General features: G+C 72.0%; 18 protein-coding genes, 2 tRNA genes and 2 pseudogenes. 12 read left to right on the top strand and 10 right to left on the bottom strand.

Going from position 1 to position 20,315, the window contains the following annotated elements; all coding sequences use genetic code 11:
* Positions 1 to 145: 145 nt before the first annotated feature.
* The 3 genes from KBX00_RS14655 to KBX00_RS14645 all read right to left on the bottom strand — a co-directional run bounded on the left by KBX00_RS14655 (position 146) and on the right by KBX00_RS14645 (position 2,948).
* Positions 146 to 1,474: an AarF/ABC1/UbiB kinase family protein gene (locus tag KBX00_RS14655; RefSeq protein ID WP_210827159.1), complete on the bottom strand. Its 1,329-nt coding sequence runs from the start codon at positions 1,472 to 1,474 to the stop codon at positions 146 to 148.
* A 71-nt stretch (positions 1,475 to 1,545) separates the two neighbouring features.
* Entirely contained in the window at positions 1,546 to 2,589 is a 1,044-nt protein-coding gene (locus KBX00_RS14650) for a hypothetical protein (protein WP_210827156.1), read from the bottom strand.
* A gap of 191 nt (positions 2,590 to 2,780) precedes the next feature.
* Positions 2,781 to 2,948 carry a DUF5679 domain-containing protein gene (locus KBX00_RS14645; protein WP_012014940.1) on the bottom strand — a complete coding sequence of 56 codons (168 nt, stop codon included), beginning with the start codon at positions 2,946 to 2,948 and terminating at the stop codon, positions 2,781 to 2,783.
* A gap of 534 nt (positions 2,949 to 3,482) precedes the next feature.
* On the opposite strand from KBX00_RS14645, the gene KBX00_RS14640 reads away from it, so the two are divergent.
* The 3 genes and pseudogenes from KBX00_RS14640 to KBX00_RS29830 form a co-directional block, all read left to right on the top strand.
* Positions 3,483 to 4,004 carry a M48 family metallopeptidase gene (locus KBX00_RS14640; RefSeq protein ID WP_210827154.1) on the top strand — a complete coding sequence of 174 codons (522 nt, stop codon included), beginning with the start codon at positions 3,483 to 3,485 and terminating at the stop codon, positions 4,002 to 4,004.
* 32 nt (positions 4,005 to 4,036) lie between these two features.
* Positions 4,037 to 4,256: pseudogene (locus tag KBX00_RS29835) on the top strand (hypothetical protein); the annotation flags it as partial.
* Positions 4,257 to 4,360: 104 nt separating this feature from the next.
* A pseudogene (locus KBX00_RS29830) lies at positions 4,361 to 4,717 on the top strand (hypothetical protein); the annotation flags it as partial.
* Positions 4,718 to 4,759: 42 nt separating this feature from the next.
* Here KBX00_RS29830 and KBX00_RS14630 read toward each other — a convergent pair.
* The gene (locus tag KBX00_RS14630) at positions 4,760 to 6,058 is read right to left on the bottom strand and encodes a zinc-dependent metalloprotease (protein WP_210827150.1); all 1,299 of its coding nucleotides are present in this window, start codon (positions 6,056 to 6,058) and stop codon (positions 4,760 to 4,762) included.
* Between the two features lie 115 nt (positions 6,059 to 6,173).
* Here KBX00_RS14630 and KBX00_RS14625 point away from each other — a divergent pair, with 115 nt between their 5' ends.
* The 6 genes from KBX00_RS14625 (at position 6,174) to KBX00_RS14600 (ending at position 12,162) form a co-directional block, all read left to right on the top strand.
* Positions 6,174 to 7,187 carry a PDZ domain-containing protein gene (locus KBX00_RS14625; protein ID WP_210827148.1) on the top strand — a complete coding sequence of 338 codons (1,014 nt, stop codon included), beginning with the start codon at positions 6,174 to 6,176 and terminating at the stop codon, positions 7,185 to 7,187.
* 101 nt (positions 7,188 to 7,288) lie between these two features.
* A complete protein-coding gene (locus tag KBX00_RS14620) occupies positions 7,289 to 10,306 on the top strand; it encodes a UPF0182 family protein (RefSeq protein WP_210827146.1) in 3,018 nt (1,005 codons plus the stop codon).
* A 181-nt stretch (positions 10,307 to 10,487) separates the two neighbouring features.
* Positions 10,488 to 10,561, top strand: a tRNA-Met gene (locus tag KBX00_RS14615).
* 244 nt (positions 10,562 to 10,805) lie between these two features.
* Positions 10,806 to 10,879 (top strand) — tRNA-Met (locus KBX00_RS14610).
* A 126-nt stretch (positions 10,880 to 11,005) separates the two neighbouring features.
* Positions 11,006 to 11,245 (top strand): hypothetical protein, encoded by a 240-nt coding sequence (locus tag KBX00_RS14605; protein ID WP_210827144.1) that lies wholly within the window; start codon positions 11,006 to 11,008, stop codon positions 11,243 to 11,245.
* Between the two features lie 86 nt (positions 11,246 to 11,331).
* Positions 11,332 to 12,162 (top strand): phosphoribosylaminoimidazolesuccinocarboxamide synthase, encoded by an 831-nt coding sequence (locus KBX00_RS14600; protein ID WP_210827142.1) that lies wholly within the window; start codon positions 11,332 to 11,334, stop codon positions 12,160 to 12,162.
* A gap of 12 nt (positions 12,163 to 12,174) precedes the next feature.
* On the opposite strand, the gene KBX00_RS14595 is transcribed toward KBX00_RS14600, so the two are convergent.
* The gene (locus tag KBX00_RS14595; protein WP_210827140.1) at positions 12,175 to 12,648 is read right to left on the bottom strand and encodes an ATP-binding protein; all 474 of its coding nucleotides are present in this window, start codon (positions 12,646 to 12,648) and stop codon (positions 12,175 to 12,177) included.
* A 116-nt stretch (positions 12,649 to 12,764) separates the two neighbouring features.
* Between KBX00_RS14595 and macS the strand changes: the two genes are divergently transcribed.
* Together macS and KBX00_RS14585 are read left to right on the top strand one after the other, a co-directional pair.
* Positions 12,765 to 13,889 carry a MacS family sensor histidine kinase gene (gene macS, locus KBX00_RS14590; RefSeq protein ID WP_210827130.1) on the top strand — a complete coding sequence of 375 codons (1,125 nt, stop codon included), beginning with the start codon at positions 12,765 to 12,767 and terminating at the stop codon, positions 13,887 to 13,889.
* Positions 13,890 to 13,903: 14 nt separating this feature from the next.
* A complete protein-coding gene (locus tag KBX00_RS14585) occupies positions 13,904 to 14,548 on the top strand; it encodes a response regulator transcription factor (protein ID WP_210827368.1) in 645 nt (214 codons plus the stop codon).
* Between the two features lie 18 nt (positions 14,549 to 14,566).
* Here KBX00_RS14585 and KBX00_RS14580 read toward each other — a convergent pair whose 3' ends face one another.
* Together KBX00_RS14580 and KBX00_RS14575 are read right to left on the bottom strand one after the other, a co-directional pair.
* Positions 14,567 to 15,139, bottom strand: a complete 573-nt coding sequence (locus KBX00_RS14580) for a DUF5709 domain-containing protein (RefSeq protein WP_210827129.1) — start codon at positions 15,137 to 15,139, stop codon at positions 14,567 to 14,569.
* A 68-nt stretch (positions 15,140 to 15,207) separates the two neighbouring features.
* The gene (locus tag KBX00_RS14575) at positions 15,208 to 16,188 is read right to left on the bottom strand and encodes an SDR family oxidoreductase (RefSeq protein ID WP_210827128.1); all 981 of its coding nucleotides are present in this window, start codon (positions 16,186 to 16,188) and stop codon (positions 15,208 to 15,210) included.
* Positions 16,189 to 16,323: 135 nt separating this feature from the next.
* On the opposite strand from KBX00_RS14575, the gene KBX00_RS14570 reads away from it, so the two are divergent.
* A complete protein-coding gene (locus KBX00_RS14570) occupies positions 16,324 to 17,526 on the top strand; it encodes a glycosyltransferase (RefSeq protein ID WP_210827126.1) in 1,203 nt (400 codons plus the stop codon).
* Here KBX00_RS14570 and KBX00_RS14565 read toward each other — a convergent pair.
* The 3 genes from KBX00_RS14565 to rsgA all read right to left on the bottom strand — a co-directional run bounded on the left by KBX00_RS14565 (position 17,481) and on the right by rsgA (position 20,304).
* On the bottom strand, positions 17,481 to 18,431 hold the full coding sequence (locus KBX00_RS14565; RefSeq protein WP_210827357.1) for a hypothetical protein: 951 nt from the start codon (positions 18,429 to 18,431) through the stop codon (positions 17,481 to 17,483). The genes KBX00_RS14570 and KBX00_RS14565 overlap by 46 nt on opposite strands.
* 49 nt (positions 18,432 to 18,480) lie before the next feature.
* Complete coding sequence (hisN, locus tag KBX00_RS14560; protein WP_210827125.1) at positions 18,481 to 19,293, bottom strand: histidinol-phosphatase; 813 nt, start codon at positions 19,291 to 19,293, stop codon at positions 18,481 to 18,483.
* An 84-nt stretch (positions 19,294 to 19,377) separates the two neighbouring features.
* Positions 19,378 to 20,304: a ribosome small subunit-dependent GTPase A gene (rsgA, locus tag KBX00_RS14555; RefSeq protein WP_307868674.1), complete on the bottom strand. Its 927-nt coding sequence runs from the start codon at positions 20,302 to 20,304 to the stop codon at positions 19,378 to 19,380.
* Positions 20,305 to 20,315: the final 11 nt, after the last annotated feature.

The following is a 20,315-nucleotide window of genomic DNA, read 5'->3' as shown; positions in this document are numbered from 1 at the left end:
GAGCACTGAGGCAACCCGATCCGCCCGTACCATCGCCATGACCGGCCGTGCCCGGTCGGCCCGCGAGCTGGGCGTTCTGTAGGACGAACACGCATACGGCGGGCGGGGACCGATGTGGTCCCCGCCCGCCGTCGTCACGTCCGGGTCAGCCGACCGGAGCGAATCCCGGCAACCAACGCTCCAGGATGCCCCGGTAGGGCGCCTTGGCCTCCAGCTGACACAGCACCCCGATGGACCCGAGCGTCACCCGGTGGATGAGCAGGTAGGACGGCGGCAGGTTTAGCTGTCGACTGAATTGGTACGCCGGGGAGCGCGGGCTGGCCAGCCGGGTGGCCTCGGCACGCAGCCAGGCCCGGGTGAACCGGAACTCGTCGGCGGCGATCGGCGCCAGCATCGGACGGAGGAACTCCAGCAGCGCGTGCGCGTCGATCGGCTCCGTGCCACTGACGAAGCCCTCGGCCCGCAGCCCGGCCTCCACCTCGCCGGCGTCGCCGCGCAGGGCCAGCCCGGCGATGCGGCCGATCGGTTCCGGCGTACCTTCCGGCATCCGGGCCACCGCCCCGAAGTCGATCACGCCGAGCCGGCCGTCGGGCAGCAGCCGGAAGTTTCCCGGATGCGGGTCGGCGTGCAGCAACCCGGCCCGCGCCGGCGCGGAGAGGTGGAGCGTCGCCATCAGCCGACCCGCTTCGTCGCGCTGCTCCTCGGTGCCGGAGCGGATGATGTCGGCCAACGGGGTGCCCGTTATCCACTCGGTGACCAGGACCCGAGGCGAGGCGTGGAAGACCTCCGGCACGTAGATCTCCGGATCGTCGGCGTACCCGGCGGCGAAGGCTCGCTGTGACTCCGCCTCCAACTCGTAGTCCAGCTCCTCGGTGATCCTCTCCCGCAGCTCGGCCAGCAGGGGTTTGATGTCCAGCCCGGGCTGGATGGCCCGGAACATACCCCCCAGCCGGGAGAGCTGCTTGAGGTCGGCGAGGAGGGCATCGCCGGCGCCGGGGTATTGGATCTTCACGGCGACGTTCCGGCCGGTGCCGTCCGGCAGTCGCCACACTGCCCGGTGCACCTGCCCGATGCTCGCCGCGGCGGCCGGGGAATCGTCGAAGCTCACGAACCGGTCCCGCCATGCCGGCCCCAACTGCTCGGCCAGCACCTTGTGCACGCTGGCGGCAGGCAGCGGCGGCGCGGCCTCCTGAAGTTTGGTCAGCGCCTGCCGGTAGGGCGCGGCGATCTCCTCCGGAAGGGCGGCCTCGAACACCGACAGCGCCTGCCCGAACTTCATCGCTCCGCCCTTGAGCTGGCCGAGAACGCTGAACAACTGCTCGGCCGTGCGTTGCTGGATCTCGGCGGAGATCACGTCGGAGGCGAGCCCGGTGACGCGCTTTCCCATGCCGAGGACGGTGCGGCCGGCGAAGCCGAGCGGCAGAGCGGCGAGCTTGGCGGTACGGGACACGGCCCGGCGCGGGATGTCGGTCACCTGGTCATTGTTACCGACTTGACCGGCCCGCTGCTGCCGTGCCGCCGCACCCGCGCTACCGGTGCGCTGGCTCACCCCCCGCACCGGCAGCGGGGGTGCGGCGGCCAGTAGCGCCGCCGGAGGGTGCCGGGGGCCACCACCTCGACCGACCCGCCGAGGGTCTCGGGGGTGCCGCCGTCGAGCTGGCTCAGCACCTCCCCGACGGCGTAACCGGTCGCGGTCAGCAGGAGACTCACGGCACAGGCCGCGGCGGGCGGGGTGCTGGCGAGTTGGGCCGCGACCGCTGGCCAGCCGGGGTCCCGGTCGGCCCGGTGCAGGTCGAGACAACGCAGGCAGGGACCGACCGGCGGACGGACAAGTGGGCCGACCGCCGGAACGCCCTCCTGGATGTCCACCAGCAGGTGTGGTTGTCGCCGCTGGGCGTGCCCCGCGGCCAGCAGCGCGGCCGGCCGGTCGGAGCCGAGTTGCACGACCAGGTCGGGACGGGGTCGCCGGAGCGGGCCGGTGCCGGTGCCCGGGGCGGCCCGCTGGACCGCTGCCCGGGTCGCGGCGTCGAGCGGACGACCGATCTCCGTGGCGGCGATACCGGTGCCGACGAGATCGAGCGGACGGACCGTTCCGGGCAGGTCGGGATGGACATGACCGACGCCCGCCTGGGCCAAGGCGACCGCGATGGCGGGGCCGAGCGCACCGCCGCCGGTGATCGTCACTCGGGCGGCCAGGCGGCGTCGGAGCACCTGGGCGGGGCTGCCCGGCAGCCGGGTCGCCACCGCCAGCGCGCCGGCCTCGGCGGCGAGCCGGGTCCGTCGTGGTCCGGTGAGATCGCGGGGCACGAGGGTGTGCGCCGGGACCACCAGACCGGCGGTGCGCAGGGCGTCGAGCAGGGCGCGGGCATGTTCCGGCCGGACGTCCGTTCCGGTCAGCACCTGCCGTTCGCTGCGGGTGCCGTCGAGCAGGTCGAGCAGCCGGACCGCCCGGGGGTCGGCCATCTCGACCAGGACCGCCCGCTCTCGGCCGAGGCCGAGCTGAAGGGTGTACCGGTCGCGCCAGAGACGGGTGAGTCCCGGTAGCAGACAGGGACGGGGCGACGGCGGATGTTCGGCGGCTCGCGTCATGGGCACGAATAGTGACCGCGTCCGCGCTTTCCGTCGATCGTTGTCCACAGGTGGTCGAACCCAGATCCTGGGCTGTCCACAGGATTCGGCGAGTTATCCACAACCCGCGAGTAGTGCTGTCGGTGGGCCGACAGTCACCGCGTACGAGGACGGGGGTGACCGCAGGCCACCCCCGTCCCGATGCGTGTTCGTCAGACCTTCGCCTTGCCCAGGATGCGGTTCACTGTTGTGCCACATACCGGACACTTGCCCTTGGCCATGTTCATGCCGGTCTTCGAGACCTCGACGCGGCCCTCGAAATCCCGCTTCTCCTTGCACTTGACGCAGTAACCGTTGTAGGTCTGGGCCTGGTCGGCCACGGTGTGCCCTCCTCGTGTCGTCCACCGGTCGATAACGACCCGGTGGGTCTCCGGTGGCGGTCGCTCAGGGCGCCCGGCGCCGGTCCTGTCCGGTGACCACCTACGTGACCACCGGTTGGCGGACCCTACCCAGGTGTGGGCGGTTCCATGTCAGCTGCGCTTTGCCACTGTGAGCAAGGCGACGTCGAGAGTGTGCACGCCGAATTGGGTCAGATCAGTCAGTTTGCCGGGGACACGCCGACCGGTACCCCGCAATTGCGCTGGTGGTGCCGCCGAAGCGGGGTGCAGGCCCCGATTTGAGCTCGCCGGCAATGATCACTTACCGTGTTGGTCGACCCGGGTGTGACACCTCGCCGGCCACCACGAAGGGTGACCGTGACGGCCGCCCCCGGCTTCGGCAAGAATTTTTTCGGGACTCCTGGCGACCAATCCCCATTTTCCGGACGCGTGTCGGGGGGTTGACTCTTGCGGACCCCTGGTCACAACGCATTAGCTTGCCAACGTGACAGCAAACCGAGGCTGCGCGGTCCACTGATGGCTGGGCCGCGGAAGCCGGTCGTCGAGGTACGGCGCAGCCAGCGCCGGCGACGCACGGTGTCCGCCTACCGCGACGGGGAGCGGGTCGTGGTCCTCATTCCCGACCAGTTCTCCCGGGCCGAGGAGAGCGAGTGGGTCAATCGGATGCTCGCCCGGCTGGCCGCCCGTGAGGGGCGCCTGGTCCGCTCCGACGCCGAACTGCTGGCCCGCGCCGGCCGGTTGATCAAGCTCTATCTCACCGAGTACGGCAACCAGGCGCTGCCGGCCAGCGTCCGGTGGGTGAGCAACCAGAACGGGCGGTGGGGCTCCTGCACCCCGGCGGACCGCTCGATCCGGTTGTCCCACCGCCTCCAGGACATGCCGGACTGGGTGATCGATTACGTGCTGCTGCACGAACTGGTCCACCTCATCGTGTCAAGTCACAACGCACAGTTCTGGGCGCTGGTCGGCAGGTACCCGAAGACCGAACGGGCGCGCGGCTACCTGGAGGGTGTGGCGGCCGTCGGCGGTACCCCCTGAGTGTCGAGACACCTCGGCGGTAGGGTCGGTGAATGGCCCGACGTGTGGTGGTGGCGCTGCTCGCGCCGATCGCCTGGGTGCCACCCGGTGTCGACCCGGTGGATTGGCGCAGCGCGCTCGCCGAGGACGTGGTGGATCTGCTCGCCATGCTCAACGAGGTGGACACCGCGGTAGCGGTCACGCGAGCCGACCGCTGGCTGGCCGACGCGGTGACCTGGCCCGGCACGACCGTGTACGAGGTGCCCGAGCCGAGCCCGAACGCGGTGTTCGCCGCCCTGGCCGGTGCCGACGGTGCCGCCGGCACGGACCCGTCGTCCGGCGCCGGCCCGGCGGGCGGCACCGCGACGACCGACCGATACGAGCAGGTGGCGGTCGTCGCCGGAGACGCGCCGGACCTGCCCGGACTCACCGTCGGTAAGCTGCTTCGACCGCTGACCAGCCGGCCGGTCGCCCTCGCCCCGGCCGAGGGCGGTCTGCCCGGGTTGCTCGGGGTGGCGGCCCGGCTACCAGTACCGTCCTGGCTGCCGCCGCTGGACCTGGACGCCACGGTGCCGGCGGCCGTTCGGGCAGCGGCACCCCGCCCGGGCGACCTGGCGGTGACCCCCTCCTGGCACCGGCTGCGCGGTCCGGCGGATCTGGCCCGGCTCGATCCGGCACTGAGCGGCTGGGAGCGCACCCGGTCGCTGCTGTCCGGTGCCGGGCGCAGCGGCTGACACCATCGTCCCGGCGTGACCGCGCCCGGCCGGTCGAACCGGTCAGCTGCGGCCCTCGCCACCTTCGGCGTCGTCGGGGCGCTCCGTCTCACCCGGGGCCTTCTCCTCCGGGCCACCCGGGGCGGAGAAGTCGAAGTTGTCCAACTCGGTCATCAGATCCACGTCGGCCATGGCGAAGGCCACCGGGTCGGCGAAGTCGTCGTCGGAGGGAAGCAGGTCGGGGTGCCCCCACAGCGCGTCCCGGCCGGAGATTCCCCGGTGCTCGGTGAGCGCTGCCCAGAGCGCCGCGGCCTCGCGCAACCGGCGGGGTCGCAGTTCCAACCCGACCAGGGCGGCGAAGGTCTGCTCGGCCGGCCCGCCGGCCGCCCGGCGGCGGCGGAACGCCTCGCCCAGCGCCACGACGTTCGGCAGCCGGCCGGCTGCCGCGCCGTCGACCACGTGGCAGACCCAACCCTCCACCAGGGCGAGGGCGGTCTCCAGCCGGGCCAACGACGCCTTCTGGGTCGGGCTGTCCTCCGGTGTGAAGATTCCCTCCAGGGCGATCGCCTGCATCGACTCCGGGTCGGTCGGGTCGACCCGCCCCATCGCCTCCTCGATCGCCTCCCGATTCACCCGGATGCCGGCGGCGTACGTCTCGACGGCGTTGAGGACGTGCCCCCGCAGCCACGGGACATGCTCGAAAAGCCGCTGGTGCGCCGCCTCCCGCAGGGCCACGTAGAGACGGACCTCGTCCTCGGGCAACTCCAGACCCTCGCCGTACGCCTTGATGTTGGCGGGGATGAGCGCGGCCGTGCCAGCCGGTCCGAGCGGCAGACCGATGTCGCCGGCGGAGAGCACCTCCGCGGCGAGTGACCCGAGGGCCTGACCGAGCTGGCCGCCGAAGAGCGCCCCACCGAGGGTGGCGACCATCGACTGCATCGGGCCGAGCTGGGCCCGGGCCTCGGGCGGGACCAGGTCGCCCATCGCGCCGACCATCCGGCTGGCCACCGGGTCGCACAGCTTGCGCCAGACGTCGAGCGTCTTGAAGATCCACTCGTTGCGGTTCCAGGACACCGTGTTACGGATGCCCGAGGGCAGCGCGGAGGCCGGCTCCAGCCAGAGGTCGGCGATGCGCAGCGCCTCCTCCACCGCGTGGCGCTCGTAGGGAGAGACCGCCGGGTCGCCCGCCGCGGCGAGCTGACTGGCCGCCACCTGACGGGCCAGGTCCCAGTTGACCGGCCCGCTGCCCGACGCGGAGAGCAGGTGCTGCAACTGCGACATGAACTGCTGCATCTGCGCAGGGTCGTTGGGGTCGGGCGGCTGCCCACCCGGTAGCGCGAAACCGAACGGAATATCAGGCACGACGTCTACGGTACGCGCGCTCGGCCCCGGGCCGCCGCCACCGCGGTTGCGCTGAGGGCGAAGTCGTCAGTCGTCCCGGCCGGGCGCCGCGACCGGGATCGGTACGCTCTGCCGCATGAGACGTCGCGGCCTGACCGTCCTGCTCGGTGCCCTGCTGACCGCACTGCTCAGCATCGGGGTGCTCGGCGCGCCCGTGCCGTACGTGGTGCTCGGTCCCGGTCCGACCGTCGACACGCTGGGCCAGGCGGACGGCAAGGAGGTCATCCAGGTCACCGGCCGGGAGACCTCCACCTCCGCCGGCCAGCTGCGGCTGACCACGGTGGGGGTGCAGCCTGGCGTCAAGCTCCGTTCGGCCATCCAGGGCTGGCTCTCCGACGAACAGGCCGTGGTGCCGCGTGAGCTGGTCTACCCGCCGGGGGAGACCCAGGAGGAGGTGGAGCAGCGCAACGCCGAGGACTTCCAGGTCTCGCAGACCAGCGCGGAGACCGCCGCGCTGCGGGAGCTCGGGTACGAGGTGCAGGTCGTGGTCAAGACGGTCGCCGCCGACGGGCCGTCGGTCGGGGTGCTTCGCCCCGGTGACGTGGTCACCTCGGTCGACGGTGAGCCGGTGCCGTTCGCCTCCCGGTTGACCGAACTGATCCGGGCCAGGCCGGCGGGCACGGCGCTGCGGATCGGGTACACCCGGGACGGCGCCGCCCGGACCGACACCGTCACCAGCCAGGAGCAGGACGGTCGGCCCCGAATCGGCATCGAGATCGAGCAGCAGCAGCCGCACCCGTTCACCCTCTCCTTCGACCTGAAGGACATCGGAGGCCCGAGCGCGGGTCTGATGTTCGCCCTGGGCATCATCGACAAGCTGACCCCGGACGACCTGACCGGCGGTCTGATCATCGCCGGCACCGGCACCATCGACGACGCCGGGCAGGTCGGCCCGATCGGTGGGATACCGCAGAAACTGGTCGGCGCGAAGCAGGCCGGCGCGACCACGTTCCTGGTACCGGCGGCCAACTGCGCCGAGGCGGTCCGTAACCGGCAGCCGGACCTGCCGTTGGTGAAGGTGGGCTCGCTCGACGAGGCGTTGGATGCGCTGGAGACGCTGCGTTCCGGGGGCGAGCCGACGTACTGCTGAGCCGCGCGGCATGACCTTGCGCTCACGCTTTCAGGAACACCCCGTACTCTGGGTGCCTGGTCGGAGCCGATCATAACGAGCGTGCGGAGCCAACAGTGGTCATGCGTAGCAGCAGCCCCCTGCCGAGGATGAGCCGACGCGGACGCGTCACGATCGGGGTCCTGATCGGGGTGTTCCTGCTGTTCACCCTGCTCGGCTGGGGAGTTCAGGCCTGGACGGACTGGCTCTGGTTCTCCGAGGTCGACTACACCGAGGTGTTCCGGGGGGTGCTGGTCACCCGGCTGCTGCTCTTCCTGGCCGCGGGCCTGGCGATGGCGGCGATCGTCGGCGGCAACCTCTGGCTCGCCCAACGGCTACGCCCACGGATGCGGCCCCACTCACCGGAACAGGCCACCCTGGAGCGGTACCGGATGCTGCTCGGCCCCCGCCTGGGCCTGTGGATCACGGCGGCCGCCGCCGTCGTCGGCCTCTTCGCCGGCCTGTCGGCACAGAGCCGCTGGAACCAGTGGCTGCTCTTCCTGCACGGCGGCAACTTCGGTGTGGACGACCCCGAGTTCGGCGTCGACGTCGGCTTCTACGTCTTCCAACTGCCCTTCTGGCGGTTTCTGCTGGGGCTCGGCTTCACCGCGGTGGTCCTGGCGCTGATCGGCGCACTGGCCGTGCACTACCTGTTCGGTGGGGTGCGCCTGCAGGGCGTCGGCGACCGGATGAGCAACGCCGCCCGGGCCCATCTGAGCACGCTGGTCGCGGTCTTCGTCCTGCTCAAGGCCGTCGCGTACGTGCTGGACCGGCGGGCGATGCTGTTGGAGTACAACGACGGCGTGAACGTCTACGGCGCCGGCTACGCCGACATCAACGCGCTGCTGCCGGCGAAGGAGATCCTCGCCTACATCTCCGTGGTGGTGGCGATCGCAATCATCGTCTTCTCCAACGCCTGGATGCGGAACCTGGTCTGGCCGGGCATCTCGTTGGCCCTGCTCGGCGTCTCCGCGGTGGCGATCGGCGGCATCTACCCGTGGGCGGTGCAGACCTTCGAGGTCAAGCCCAGCGCCCGGGACAAGGAAGCGCCGTACATCCAGCGCAGCATCGACGCCACCCGCGCGTCGTTCGGGCTGGACATCACCCAGAGTTCGGCGTACTCGGCGAACAACCTGAACCCGCCGGAGAGCCTGGCCACCGACACGTCGGTGGTGCCGAATGTCCGGCTGCTGGACCCGCAGCTGGTCAGCGAGACCTACACCCAGCTCCAGCAGGTCCGTGGCTTCTACGACTTCGGTCCCAAGCTCGACATCGACCGGTACACGCTCAACGGCGACACCCAGGACTACGTGGTCGGCGTACGTGAGATCAATTACGGCGAGCTGACCGCTCAGCAGAGCAACTGGATCAACCGGCACACCGTCTACACCCACGGCTACGGGGTGGTGGCCGCACCCGCGAACCGGGTGGTCTGCGGTGGCCAGCCGTTCTTCGTCTCCGGTTCGCTCGGCGAGCGGTCGCAGGAGTCCTGTGCGTCGCCGACCGACCTGATCCCGGCGAACCAGCCCCGGATCTACTACGGCGAGCGGATGGCCACTGGTGACTACGCCATCGTCGGCAAGCCGAGCGCGGACGCCAACCCCGCCGAGTTCGACCGCCCGGCCGGCGAGAGCGGCGACGGTGAGGGGCCGGAGTCGTACTACACGTACACCGGTTCCGGTGGCGTCGAGATCGGCTCGTTCACCCGTCGCCTGCTCTACTCGATCAAGGAGCAGGAGGCGAACTTCCTGCTCTCCGAGGCGGTCAACGACAACTCCAAGCTGCTCTACGTGCGTAACCCCCGGGACCGGGTGGAGAAGGTCGCCCCGTTCCTCACCCTGGACGGTGACCCCTACCCGGCCCTGGTCGACGGCCGGGTGCAGTGGATCGTCGACGGTTACACCACCGCCGCGACCTACCCGTACGCCGAGCGGGTCAACCTCCAGCAGGAGACCACCGACGAGCTGACCGGCCGGGGCACCATCCAGCTGGCCCGGGAGAACGTCAACTACATCCGTAACTCGGTGAAGGCGACCGTCGACGCGTACGACGGCACCGTCGTGCTCTACGAGTTCGACGAGAACGACCCGGTGCTCAAGGCGTGGAACAAGGCGTTCGGCGGTGACCTCGTCAAACCGCGCGCCGAGATCCCACCGACGCTGGCCGCCCACTTCCGGTACCCGGCCGACCTGTTCAAGGTGCAGCGCAACCTGCTGACCCGGTTCCACGTCACCAACCCCGGCGACTTCTACTCCGGCCAGGACTTCTGGCAGGTGCCGAACGTGCCGGACGCGCCGGACAGCGGGCAGAAGCAGCCGCCGTACTACCTCTTCACGCAGTTTCCCGGCCAGGAGGCGCCGCGCTTTCAGCTGACCAGCGCGGTCACCCCCAACGGTCGGCAGAACCTGGCCGCGCTGATCTCCGGGTCGTACCAGGATGGCCGGCCCACGTTGCAGGTGCTGGAGCTGCCGGACCAGACGGCGATCTCCGGGCCGGTGCAGGTGCACCAGCGGATGACGAACACCAACGCCACCATCCGGCAGCAACTGAACCTGCTCTCCTCGAACCAGGCCCAGGTGCAGTACGGCAACCTGCTGTCGCTGCCCTTCGGCAACGGGATGCTCTACGTCGAGCCGGTCTACGTCAAGAGCAACCAACAGGACGCGTATCCGCTGCTGCAGAAGGTGCTGATGTCGTACGGCGACGGGGGTTCCTACGTCGTCCTGGCCGACAACGTCGCCGACGGCATCAAGCAGCTCGTCGAGCAGGGCAAGCAGGCGGCGGCCGGTAACCCGCCGCCGACCGGGGGTGAGGAGCCACCGCCCGAGGGCGAGGAGCCGACGCCGACGCCGTCGGCCACGCCGTCGCCGGGCGACGCTCCGCCGCTCGCCGGCGAACTCGGTGCCGCCGCCGAGCGGGTACGGGCCGCGATCACCGAGGTGCGGGCCGCGCAGGCGTCCGGCGACTTCGAGCGGTACGGTCGCGCGCTGGCGGCGCTGGACGAGGCACTCACCGCGTTCCAGCAGGCTCAGCAGGCGGCGGGCGTAAACGGCACGCCGAGCCCACCGGCACCCTCCGGTAGCCCGTCACCCACCGGCTGACCGACTGACCTGGTGCAGCCCGCGGCCCCGGCGTTTCTCGCCAGTGCCGCGGGCTTCATCGTGTCGACGTGGCGACCCGCTGAACGCCGACCGGAGATCGGCGCGGTGGCGAGATCGCAGGGGGCGTTCCGGGGGTCGTTTTGCGGGCAGCGGGGATGGTGCGCTACGGTGGATCTACCGACGCGGGGTGGAGCAGCTCGGTAGCTCGCTGGGCTCATAACCCAGAGGTCGCAGGTTCAAATCCTGTCCCCGCTACTGCACGAAAGAGGCCCCGGAGAGTCTTCCGGGGCCTCTTTCGTCTGCCCGCTGGTGGATCCTCTGCCCGTTCGGGCCGTGCCCAGGGCCGTCCGCGTGTTTCCAGGGTTGTCCGCTCGGCACCGACCTGCCGGCACGGGATCGGCCGGCAGGCCCGGCGGATGCCTGGCGACAATCGGCCGGGGCGTTACGGGAGGGGCCGGCGATGAGGGCGATCACCGATGGGGTAGGCTAGTTCTACCGACGCGGGGTGGAGCAGCTCGGTAGCTCGCTGGGCTCATAACCCAGAGGTCGCAGGTTCAAATCCTGTCCCCGCTACTGCAACGACAGCGACCCCCGGACCCGTCCGGGGGTCGCTGTCGTTGTTGTCCGGCGCTGTCCCCCGATGTCGACACGCGCGTCGTTCGGACGTCCGGGGTTGCACGTCTCGGCAAGGATGAGCGCATGTCTTCCTTCGGTAAGTGGTGGGGGCGGCTCGGCACGCTCCTCGGCACGGTCGTGCTGACGGTCTTCGTTCCGGTCGCGGCGTGGGCGTCGACGGGCACCGGCGAACTGGTGGTGGAGGCGGCTCGACGGCGCGGGCGCGGTTTCGGCGTCTTCGGCTTCCTGAGCCTGCTCTGCTGCCTGGCGGTGGTGGCCGTGATCGTGCTACTGGTGATCCGGATGACCCGCCGCCGGCGCTGACCGGCGTACCGAGGCCGTTCGCGCGCTGGTGGTCGCGCCGTGGACCGCCAGCGGCGGTACGCCCGGCGCGTGGTCTACTTGTCCGCGTGGAACTTCTGCACTCGGGCAAGGTGAGGGACGTCTACGCCGAGGGCGATGACCTGATCCTGGTGGCCTCCGACCGCATCTCCGTCTACGACGTGGTCCTGCCGACCCCGATTCCGGACAAGGGCAAGCTGCTCACCGCGTTGTCGCTGTGGTGGTTCGAGCAACTGGCCGATCTGGTGCCCAACCACGTGATCTCCGCCACCGACGTGCCGCCGGAGTTCGCCGGCCGGGCGATCCGGTGCCGCCGGCTGGAGATGGTCCCGGTCGAGTGCGTCGCCCGCGGCTTTCTGACCGGCGGCGGTCTGAAGGAGTACGAGAGCACCGGGAAGGTCTCCGGTGTCGACCTGCCACGCGGGCTGGTGGAGGCATCGATCCTGCCCGAGCCGATCTTCACACCGTCCACCAAGGCGCCGGTGGGTGAGCACGACGAGCCGATGACCTTCGCCGAGGTGGCCGACAAGGTCGGCGTCCCGACCGCCGACCGACTGCGGCAGGTGACCATCGACGTGTACTGCCGGGGCGCCGAGCTGGCGGCCGACCGTGGCATCCTGGTCGCCGACACCAAGATCGAGCTTGGCTGGGCACCGGACGGCACCCTGGTCCTCGGCGACGAGCTGCTCACCCCGGACTCGTCCCGGTTCTGGCCGGCCGAGTCCTACCAGCCCGGACGTGCCCAGTTCTCCTACGACAAGCAGTACGTGCGGGACTGGGCGGCGCGCAGCGGGTGGGACAAGCGTGATCCGGCACCGGAGGTGCCGGCCGACGTGGTGGACGCCACCCGGGCCCGTTACGTGGACGTCTACGAGAAGCTGACCGGCAACCGCTGGTAGTGCGAGCGGCTGCTACTCGCCGCTGCGGTGGCGGCCGACGTGCTGCTCGGCGGGGACGGTCGCGCTGGTGATGCGTACCGTGGTGCCGGCCGACCCGGTCTCGACGTCCATCGCGTCGGTCAGCTCGCGGGCCAGCCAGAGACCCCAGCCGCCGGCCGTCTCGGGCGCGGGTCGGCTGCGGTTGCCGAGGTCCTGCGTGCTGATGCCCGGACCGTGGTCGGCGACCTCGCACAACACCAGGCCGGGTTCTTGCCACAGCCGCAGCCAGCCCCGACCGCCGCCGTGCCGTACCGCGTTGGTGATCAGCTCGTTGACGGCGAGCACGTAGTCGTCCAATCGCTCGTCGCGCAGCCCGGCGGCGCCCGCGCAGGCGGCGACCGAGTGTCGGAGCTCGGTCACCTGGGCCTGGTCGAAGGCGTCGGCGATCAGGAGGGCGTGTTCGATGGGCACCACCGTACGCGGTGGGGGAGATCCTGCGTTCGTCATGGCCCCGTCCCGACAGAGATCGCAGAGTTTTACGCGGCTTTTACCACCGTACGTCAGGGTTGTTCGAGGTGCATCGGCCGCAGGGGGCCGGGGCGGCCTGTGGCATCGTGACGCACGTGCCTGCTGCCGGAGGTTTCGCGGTGCCGCTCTGGCGGGCCGTCGCGGTCTTCCGGGTGGCCTCCCTGGCGTACGTCTGCGTGGTGTTGATCCGCGACGTGGACCGCTACGCCCATCCCCTCGCCGCCGGAGCGTTGGTGCTGGTCATGGCGGTCTGGACCGCCGCGACCGCCATCGGGTACGCGGTCCCGGCCCGGCGCGGCTGGCCACTGCTCCTGACCGATCTGGGCGTGGTCGTGGCGATCCTGCTGGCCACCCCGTGGGTGATGGGCCGGCCCGCGCTCGACGCGGGACTGCCAACCCTCCCGGTGGCCTGGTTGAGCGGGCCGGTGCTGGCCTGGGCCGTCGCCGGCGGGCGGCGGCGCGGCGCGGTCGCGGCACTGGTGCTCGGCGCGACCGACCTGATCACCCGGGGCATGGTCACCCCGAGTGCGTTCAACGGCGCGATCCTGATGCTGCTGGCCGGCGTGGTGGTCGGGCACGTCGCCCGGCTGACGGTGACCGCCGGGGAACGGCTGCACCGGGCGGTCGAGTTGGAGGCCGCCACCCGGGAGCGGGAACGGCTGGCCCGTGACATCCACGACTCGGTGCTCCAGGTGCTCGCCCTGGTTCAGCGGCGTGGTGCCCACCTCGACGGGGAGGCGGGCGAGCTGGCCCGGCTGGCCGGCGAGCAGGAGGTGGCGCTGCGGTCGCTGATCTCCGGTGCCGGAGCGGTCCCGGCCGGTGCCGCCGACGCGCCGATGGACCTGCGCATCCTGCTCGGCCGGCTCACCTCGGCCACCGTCTCGCTGTCCGCGCCGGCAGGCCCGGTGCCGCTGCCTCCGGCGGAGGCCCGCGAACTGGCGGCGGCCGTCGCCGCGGCGCTGGACAACGTGGCCCGGCACGGCGGCGGACGGGCCTGGGTGCTGGTCGAGGACGAGGAGTCGGCGGTCACCGTGTCGATCCGGGACGAGGGGCCGGGTTTCCCGCCGGACCGCCTCGCCGAGGCGGCGGCCCAGGGGCGGCTGGGTGTCGCCCAGGCCATCCGGGGACGGTTGACCGACCTGGGTGGTACCGCCCGGATCAGCTCGACGCCCGGTACCGGCACCGAGGTGGAACTCACCGTGCCGAGGAGGCAGCCGTGAACGGGGTTCGCGTGATGGTCGTCGACGACCACCCGATGTGGCGGGAAGGGGTGGCGCGTGACCTGGTCGAGGCGGGTCACGAGGTGGTGGCCAGCTGCGGCGAGGGCCGTCAGGCGATCCGGGTGGTCGCCGCGGCCCGTCCGGACGTGGTGGTGCTCGATCTGCAACTGCCGGACATCTCCGGCGTGGAGGTGATCCACGGACTGCGGGCGGCGCACCCGGGGGTGCGGGTGCTCATGCTCTCGGCCAGCGGCGAGCAGCAGGGCGTGCTGGACGCCGTGACGGCCGGTGCCACCGGCTACCTGCTGAAATCCGCCGGGCTGGCGGAGTTTCTGGAGGCGGTGCGGCGCACCGCGGCGGGCGAGCCCGTCTTCACGCCCGGCCTGGCCGGGCTGGTCCTCGGCGAGTACCGCCGGCTGGCCGCCGGCGGCGACCACGCGCCGGCCGGCACCAGGGACGTGGCACCCCGGCTCACCGACCGGGAGACCGAGGTGCTGCGTCTGGTGGCCAAGGGGATGTCGTACCGGCAGATCGCCGAGCGGCTCGGGCTGTCGCACCGTACGGTGCAGAACCACGTGCAGAACACGCTCGGCAAACTTCAGCTGCACAACCGGGTCGAGCTGACCAGGTACGCGATCGAACGCGGCCTGGACGACTGAGCGCCGGCGGCTGGCCGATCAGACCGAGTGTGGTGGCCGGGTCTCGTGCACGGCCAGTTCCTCGGCGCTGGCTCCGCCGCCGGCGGCGCCCGCGTCGTACGCGACCGAATCGGTCTCCTGGTCGGTGTGCGCCCCCTCGTCCGGTTCGACCAGCCGGCCCACGGTGGCGTCCGCGGTGGTGCCCAGCCGGTCGTGGTCGTAGAGGGAGACCGGGGACTTCGGGTCGGAGGTGGGGCCGGGATCGATCACGTCGGCGTCGAGCTGTGCCTGCGCCGCCTGCTCCCGGCTGTCCGCCTCGGCCGCGATGTCCGGATCGACCGGCCCGGCCAGCGGATCGTCGACCGGCAGCTCGAACTTTTCCCGGCTCAGCTTGTAGTCCAACGACTCGCCGTCGAGCTGCTCCTCGGCGGTGGTGCCGAACTCGTCGACCGCCACCGGCGTCCGGTCACCGGGCAGCTGAGCCGGTGCCGGGCCGTCCGCTTCCCGGCCGGTCAGCACGTCGTCCCCGGCCGTCGAGTCGTCGTCGGCGGTGTCGGGCAGGCCGTCGGCCTCGGGGTCGGACACGGGGGTCGGGTACTCGTCGTCGCGCATGACTGACCACTACCCGCTGCCCTCCCGCCGTAACCGGTCCGGCCGGGCGAGGTCGGCACGTCCCGTGCTCAGCGGGCCAGCCGGCGGGCCAGTGCGGCGGCCGTGCCGGCGGCGGCCAGCCCGAACGCGGCGGAGATCCGGACCAGGTGGCGCCGCCGGCCGTGCCAGCCGCCGTCGGTGGTGGCCGTGGCGTCGGGACGGAAGACGTTACCGGTGGTGTCGGCGGTCGGCGCCGGCCCGAACTGGGTGTACCGGCCGTACCAGCCGAGGACCCGTTCGGCCAGTGCCGGCGCCAGCCGCCACTGCATGCCGATCAGGCGAGCCGCACCACCGGCGTACGCCTCCCGGCGGGGTCGCCTGAGCAACCGGACGATCGTCTCCGCGACCACCTCCGGCGGATAGACCGGTGGCGGCGGCAGCACCTGCCGGCCGCTGTGGTTGGCGGCGTGCCGGAAGAACGGGGTGTCGATGGTGGCCGGCAGCACGGTGCAGATCGAGACCGATCCCCGGCCGGTGGCCCGCAGTTCCTGGCGAACCGTGTCGGACAGTCCCCGCACGGCGTGTTTGGCGGCGTTGTACGGGGACTGGTACGGCATCGCCACCTCGGCCAGCACCGAGGCGTTGTTGACCACGACGCCGCCACCGGCCGCGCTGAGGTGCGGCAGCGCCGCCCGGATGCCGTTCGCCGTACCGAGCAGGTTGACCTCCAGCACCCGGCGGAACTCGGCCACCGGGATCTCGTCGAACAGTCCGATGGTGCCGACCGCGGCGTTGTTGATCCAGGCGTCGAGCCGGCCGAACTCCGCCACCGCGGTCCCGGCCAGCCGGCGCGTCGCGTCCGCGTCCGTCACGTCGGTGGGCACCACCAGGGTGCGACCGCCCAGCTCACGACAGTGCCCGGCCACCTCGCGCAGGGCCGGCTCGGTGCGCGCGGCCAGCACCACGGTGCTGCCGTGACGTGCCAGGGCGTACGCGGTCGCGGCACCGATGCCGCTGGACGCGCCGGTGATCACGATGGTGGCGTCGGCCAGGTTCCGGGCGAGGGGCATTCCTCATCGGTACCCCGCCGAGTCCGGGTCATGCCACCGGGCGTGCCCCCGATCTGCGAGGTTTCGGCTCTTGGGAGGCCGGTTAATGGGACGCTCTGACCGGAGACCAACGCCCCATCCGCATGGAGGTGACCCATGCGCGTCGGCCTTGTCTGTGCCCACGCCGCTGCGCCGCCGTTCGGCGACGGAACCGTCGTCGGCACCTACCAGCACATCGCACGGGTCGCGGCCGAACTGGCCGGGCGGGGTCACGACGTGCGGGTGTACACCCGCCGGGACGATCCCGAGGTCACGGAGACCGACGTCGTGGACGGCTACCGGGTGGAGCGGGCACCGGTAGGCCCGGTCGCGCCGATTCCCACGGCCGACCTGGTGCCGTACGTGCCCGCGTACGGTGAGTGGCTGGCCGACCGGTGGTCCGGCGACTGGACACCCGAGGTGGTGCACGGTCACTACTGGATCGGTGGCCTGGCGGCCGCGCACGCCGTGCGGGAGACCGACATCCCGATGGTGCAGACGTTCCACTCGATCGGCATGGAACAACTGCGCCACCTCGGTGCCCAGTACGACGGGCCGGGCACCCGTATCCCGCTGGAGCGGGCGCTGACCCGGGCGGTGGACATCGCGGTCGCCCAGTGCAACGACGAGGTCGACGAGTTGACCCGGATGGGCCTGCAACGCACCTCGGTCGCGATGGTCCCGACCGGGGTCGACACCGAGCGCTTCCATCCCGACGGTGAGGCCGCCCCGCGGGAGCAGCGCTCCCGGATCCTCTCGGTGGGCGGGCTCGGGCGAGGTCACGGCCAGGAGGATCTGATCAGGGCGATGCGCCTGGTCGGCGACGCGGAGTTGGTGATCGCCGGCGGGCCGCCGACGGACCGGCTGGCCAACCACGCCGAGGCCCGTCGGCTGCGGGAACTGGCCGATCGGGTCGGCGTCGGCGAGCAGGTGCACCTGGTCGGCGCGGTGCCGCACGAGCAGATGGCCACCTGGTACCGCTCGGCCGACGTGGTGGCCTGCACCCCGCACTACTCCTCGGCGGGGCGGGTGTCGCTGGAGGCCATGGCCTGCGGTGTCCCGGTGGTGGGCTACGCCATGGGCGGCATCGCCGACGCCGTGGTCGACGAGGTGACCGGCAAGCTGGTGCCGCCGGGCGACGTACGCACCCTCGGGATGACCCTACGTCGGGTGCTCGCCGACAACGCGAGCCGCTTCGCGTACGGACACGCCGCGGTCGACCGGGTGCGGTGCAGCTACACCTGGGAACGCACGGCCAGCGCCCTGGAACGGCTCTACGAGCGGGTGGTGGGCCGGCGCAGGCCGGTCGAGGCGGCCTGAGCCAGCGGTTCACCCGGGCCGCCGGCCGCGGCGACCTCGCAGGCCGCAGCCACTGGTTGCGCCACGAGCGGCGGCGGAACACCCACCACCGCCCGGGTGACGGCGTGGTGGTGCTGCGGCTCCGCGTACCGGGTGAGCCCGACGACGGCGGCGAGGGTGACCAGGAAACCGATCCCGGCGAGCCACTCCCGGCCCGGCCAGATCTTGTCGTTGAGCAGCAGCAGCCCGACGATGGCCGCGGGCACCGCGCCGGCCGCGTCCATGGCGGCCACCGCCGCCGTGGTGGAACCCCGCTGCATCGCCAGCCCGAGCAGCAACTGACCGACCACGGAGTGGCCGACGAGCAGGTAGAGCAGCGGGTCGCTGAGAAAGGCGTCCCAACTCGGCGCGGAGGCCAGCGGCCGGGCCGCCACCGCGGCGGCGGAGAAGGCCAGCCCGGCAAGTGACCCGAGCGCCACCGATCCCGGCGCGCCGTGCAACCGGACCGCGAAGAACCCCAGCATCGCGATCACCGCCAGGGCCAGCAGCAGGGCGACCATGCCCCCGGTGCCGAGCGCCTTCGACGGTGCCGGCTGGGCGGAGAGGACCAGCGCGGTGATGCCGGCGAAGAGCAGCACCAGCAGCACGACCTCGGCCACCGGCAGCCGCCACTTCAGCAGCACCACGCCGAGCAGGGCGGTGACGCCGAGCCCGGCGGCCACGCTCGCCTGCACGAGGAACAGCGGCAGATCCCGCCGGGACAGGAAGGCCAGCACGAACCCGGCCACCTGGCAGGCCAGCCCGACCAGATAGGTGCGGTGCCCGGCCAGCCGCAGCAGCAGCCCGGGATCGAAGGTGTGGTGCACCGTGGTGCGGGCGGCGGCGACCGACTGCAACAGGTTGGCGACGCCGTACGCGACGATCATCGCCGCCAGGAAACACCAACCGGAGGTAGCCACCTGGCGAGGATAGAGGTTACCGGGCGTCAATGCGCGGCGGGCTGCCGAGGCGGTCGAGGATGTCGGGATGCAGTGCGCCGTTGCTGGCCAGGGTGCTGTTCTCGCCGCCTGCCGGGGCCGGCTGGCCGGCCAGATCGGTGATCGTGCCGCCCGCTTCGGTCACGATGGGTACCAGTGCGGCCACGTCCCAGAGGGACAGCTCGGGCTCGATCATCACGTCCAGCGCACCCTCGGCCAACAGCATGTAACCGTAGAAGTCGCCGTAGGCCCGGCTGCGCCAGGTGTCCCGCATCAGTTGCAGCACGGCGTCGAGCCGCCCGGCCTTCTCCCAACCTTCCAGGGAGGAGTAGCAGAGGCTGGCGTCGGCCAGCCGGGTCACCCCGGAAACCCGGATGGGCACACCCCGGGAGGCGTCCGGGCCCGCGTACGCCCCGGTGCCCCGTGCTGCCCACCAGCGGCGCCCCAGGGCCGGCGCGGAGACCAGCCCGGCGACCGGGCGGCCGTCCTCCAGCAGGGCGATCAGCGTGGCCCAGATCGGCACGCCCCGGACGAAGTTCTTGGTGCCGTCGATGGGGTCGACCACCCACTGGCGGGCTCCGGCGGTCGGCGTCGCGCCGTACTCCTCGCCGAGCAACCCGTCGCCGGGCCGGTGCTCGGCGAGCAGGGCGCGGATCTCGCGTTCCACGGCGGTGTCCGCGTCGGAGACCGGAGTCAGGTCCGGCTTCGACTCGACCCGCAGGTCCAGGGCCCGGAACCGGGCTGTCGACAGGGCGTCGGCGGCGTCGGCGAGCCGGTGGGCGAGGGTCAGGTCATCGGCGTACCCGGTCATGCCGGACACGGTAGCGACGCCGGCACCGCGACGACGCCGGGGGCCGGCGACGGCACGTCGACGGCACGACCGCGCCGCGCCGGGTCACTCCGGGTGCCCGCGCGGGTCGGGCTCGGTCCATGTGTCGGTCTCCCCGGCCCGGGAGGCCAGCAACCGGCGGTACGAGGCCAGCCGGCGCGGGTCGGCCCGCCCGGCCGCCACCCAGCCGTCGAGTGCGCAGTCGGCCTCGTCGGCAGTGTGCGGGCAGTTCGCCGGGCAGTCGGCGGTGGCCTCGACCAGGTCCGGAAAGCCGTGCAGCAGGCTCTCGGCCGAGACGTGGGCCAGCCCGAAACTGCGTACCCCCGGAGTGTCCACGATCCAGCCCGGATCCTGTTCCGGGTCGGGTGGTGCGGGCAGCCGCAACGCCACCGCGCTTGTCGAGGTGTGCCGCCCCCGGCCGATCGCGCTCACCGTGCCGACCGCCCGTTCGGCCTGCGGCACCAGGCGGTTGACGAGCGTCGATTTGCCCACCCCGGAGTGACCGACGAGCACCGAGACCCGGCCGGTCAGCAGGCTGCGCAGCGCGTCCAGCGGGGAGTCCGGGCGGATGAGCAGGTACGGCAGTTCCAGCTCGGTGTAGTAGTCGAGCACCGTCTCCGGCCCGGCCAGGTCGGCCTTGGTCAGGCAGAGCAGTGGCTCGATGTCCGCGTCGTACGCGGCGACCAGGCAGCGGTCGATGAACCCGGTACGCGGCGGCGGGTCGGCGAGCGCGCTGACGATCACGAGCTGGTCGGCGTTGGCGACCACCACCCGTTCCAGCCGCCCCTCGGCGGTGCTGGCGTCGTCCTCGGCGGTGCGCCGCAGCACGGACCGGCGTGGTTCGATCCGGACGATGCGGGCCAGCGCCCCGGACGAACCGGAGGTGTCACCGACCAGCCCGACCCGGTCGCCGACCACCACCGACTTCCGGCCCAGTTCGCGGGCGCGCATCGCGGTGACGGTGGGGTCGTCCGGCCCGGCACCGGGCCGCACGCAGGTGTAGC

This window comes from Micromonospora sp. C95, from assembly GCF_018070465.1.
Classification (GTDB): Bacteria; Actinomycetota; Actinomycetes; order Mycobacteriales; family Micromonosporaceae; genus Micromonospora.
This window is presented reverse-complemented; position numbering and strand designations above follow the sequence as displayed.

Excerpts from the sequence above, each read along its gene's own strand:
- KBX00_RS14650 (WP_210827156.1), bottom strand. The coding sequence starts at position 2,589 with ATGACGCGAGCCGCCGAACATCCGCCGTCGCCCCGTCCCTGTCTGCTA.
- KBX00_RS14640 (WP_210827154.1), top strand. The coding sequence starts at position 3,483 with ATGGCTGGGCCGCGGAAGCCGGTCGTCGAGGTACGGCGCAGCCAGCGC.
- KBX00_RS14625 (WP_210827148.1), top strand. The coding sequence starts at position 6,174 with ATGAGACGTCGCGGCCTGACCGTCCTGCTCGGTGCCCTGCTGACCGCA.
- KBX00_RS14620 (WP_210827146.1), top strand. The coding sequence starts at position 7,289 with ATGCGTAGCAGCAGCCCCCTGCCGAGGATGAGCCGACGCGGACGCGTC.
- KBX00_RS14605 (WP_210827144.1), top strand. The coding sequence starts at position 11,006 with ATGTCTTCCTTCGGTAAGTGGTGGGGGCGGCTCGGCACGCTCCTCGGC.
- KBX00_RS14595 (WP_210827140.1), bottom strand. The coding sequence starts at position 12,648 with ATGACGAACGCAGGATCTCCCCCACCGCGTACGGTGGTGCCCATCGAA.
- KBX00_RS14585 (WP_210827368.1), top strand. The coding sequence starts at position 13,904 with ATGGTCGTCGACGACCACCCGATGTGGCGGGAAGGGGTGGCGCGTGAC.
- KBX00_RS14580 (WP_210827129.1), bottom strand. The coding sequence starts at position 15,139 with ATGCGCGACGACGAGTACCCGACCCCCGTGTCCGACCCCGAGGCCGAC.
- KBX00_RS14575 (WP_210827128.1), bottom strand. The coding sequence starts at position 16,188 with ATGCCCCTCGCCCGGAACCTGGCCGACGCCACCATCGTGATCACCGGC.
- KBX00_RS14570 (WP_210827126.1), top strand. The coding sequence starts at position 16,324 with ATGCGCGTCGGCCTTGTCTGTGCCCACGCCGCTGCGCCGCCGTTCGGC.
- KBX00_RS14565 (WP_210827357.1), bottom strand. The coding sequence starts at position 18,431 with ATGATCGTCGCGTACGGCGTCGCCAACCTGTTGCAGTCGGTCGCCGCC.
- hisN (WP_210827125.1), bottom strand. The coding sequence starts at position 19,293 with ATGACCGGGTACGCCGATGACCTGACCCTCGCCCACCGGCTCGCCGAC.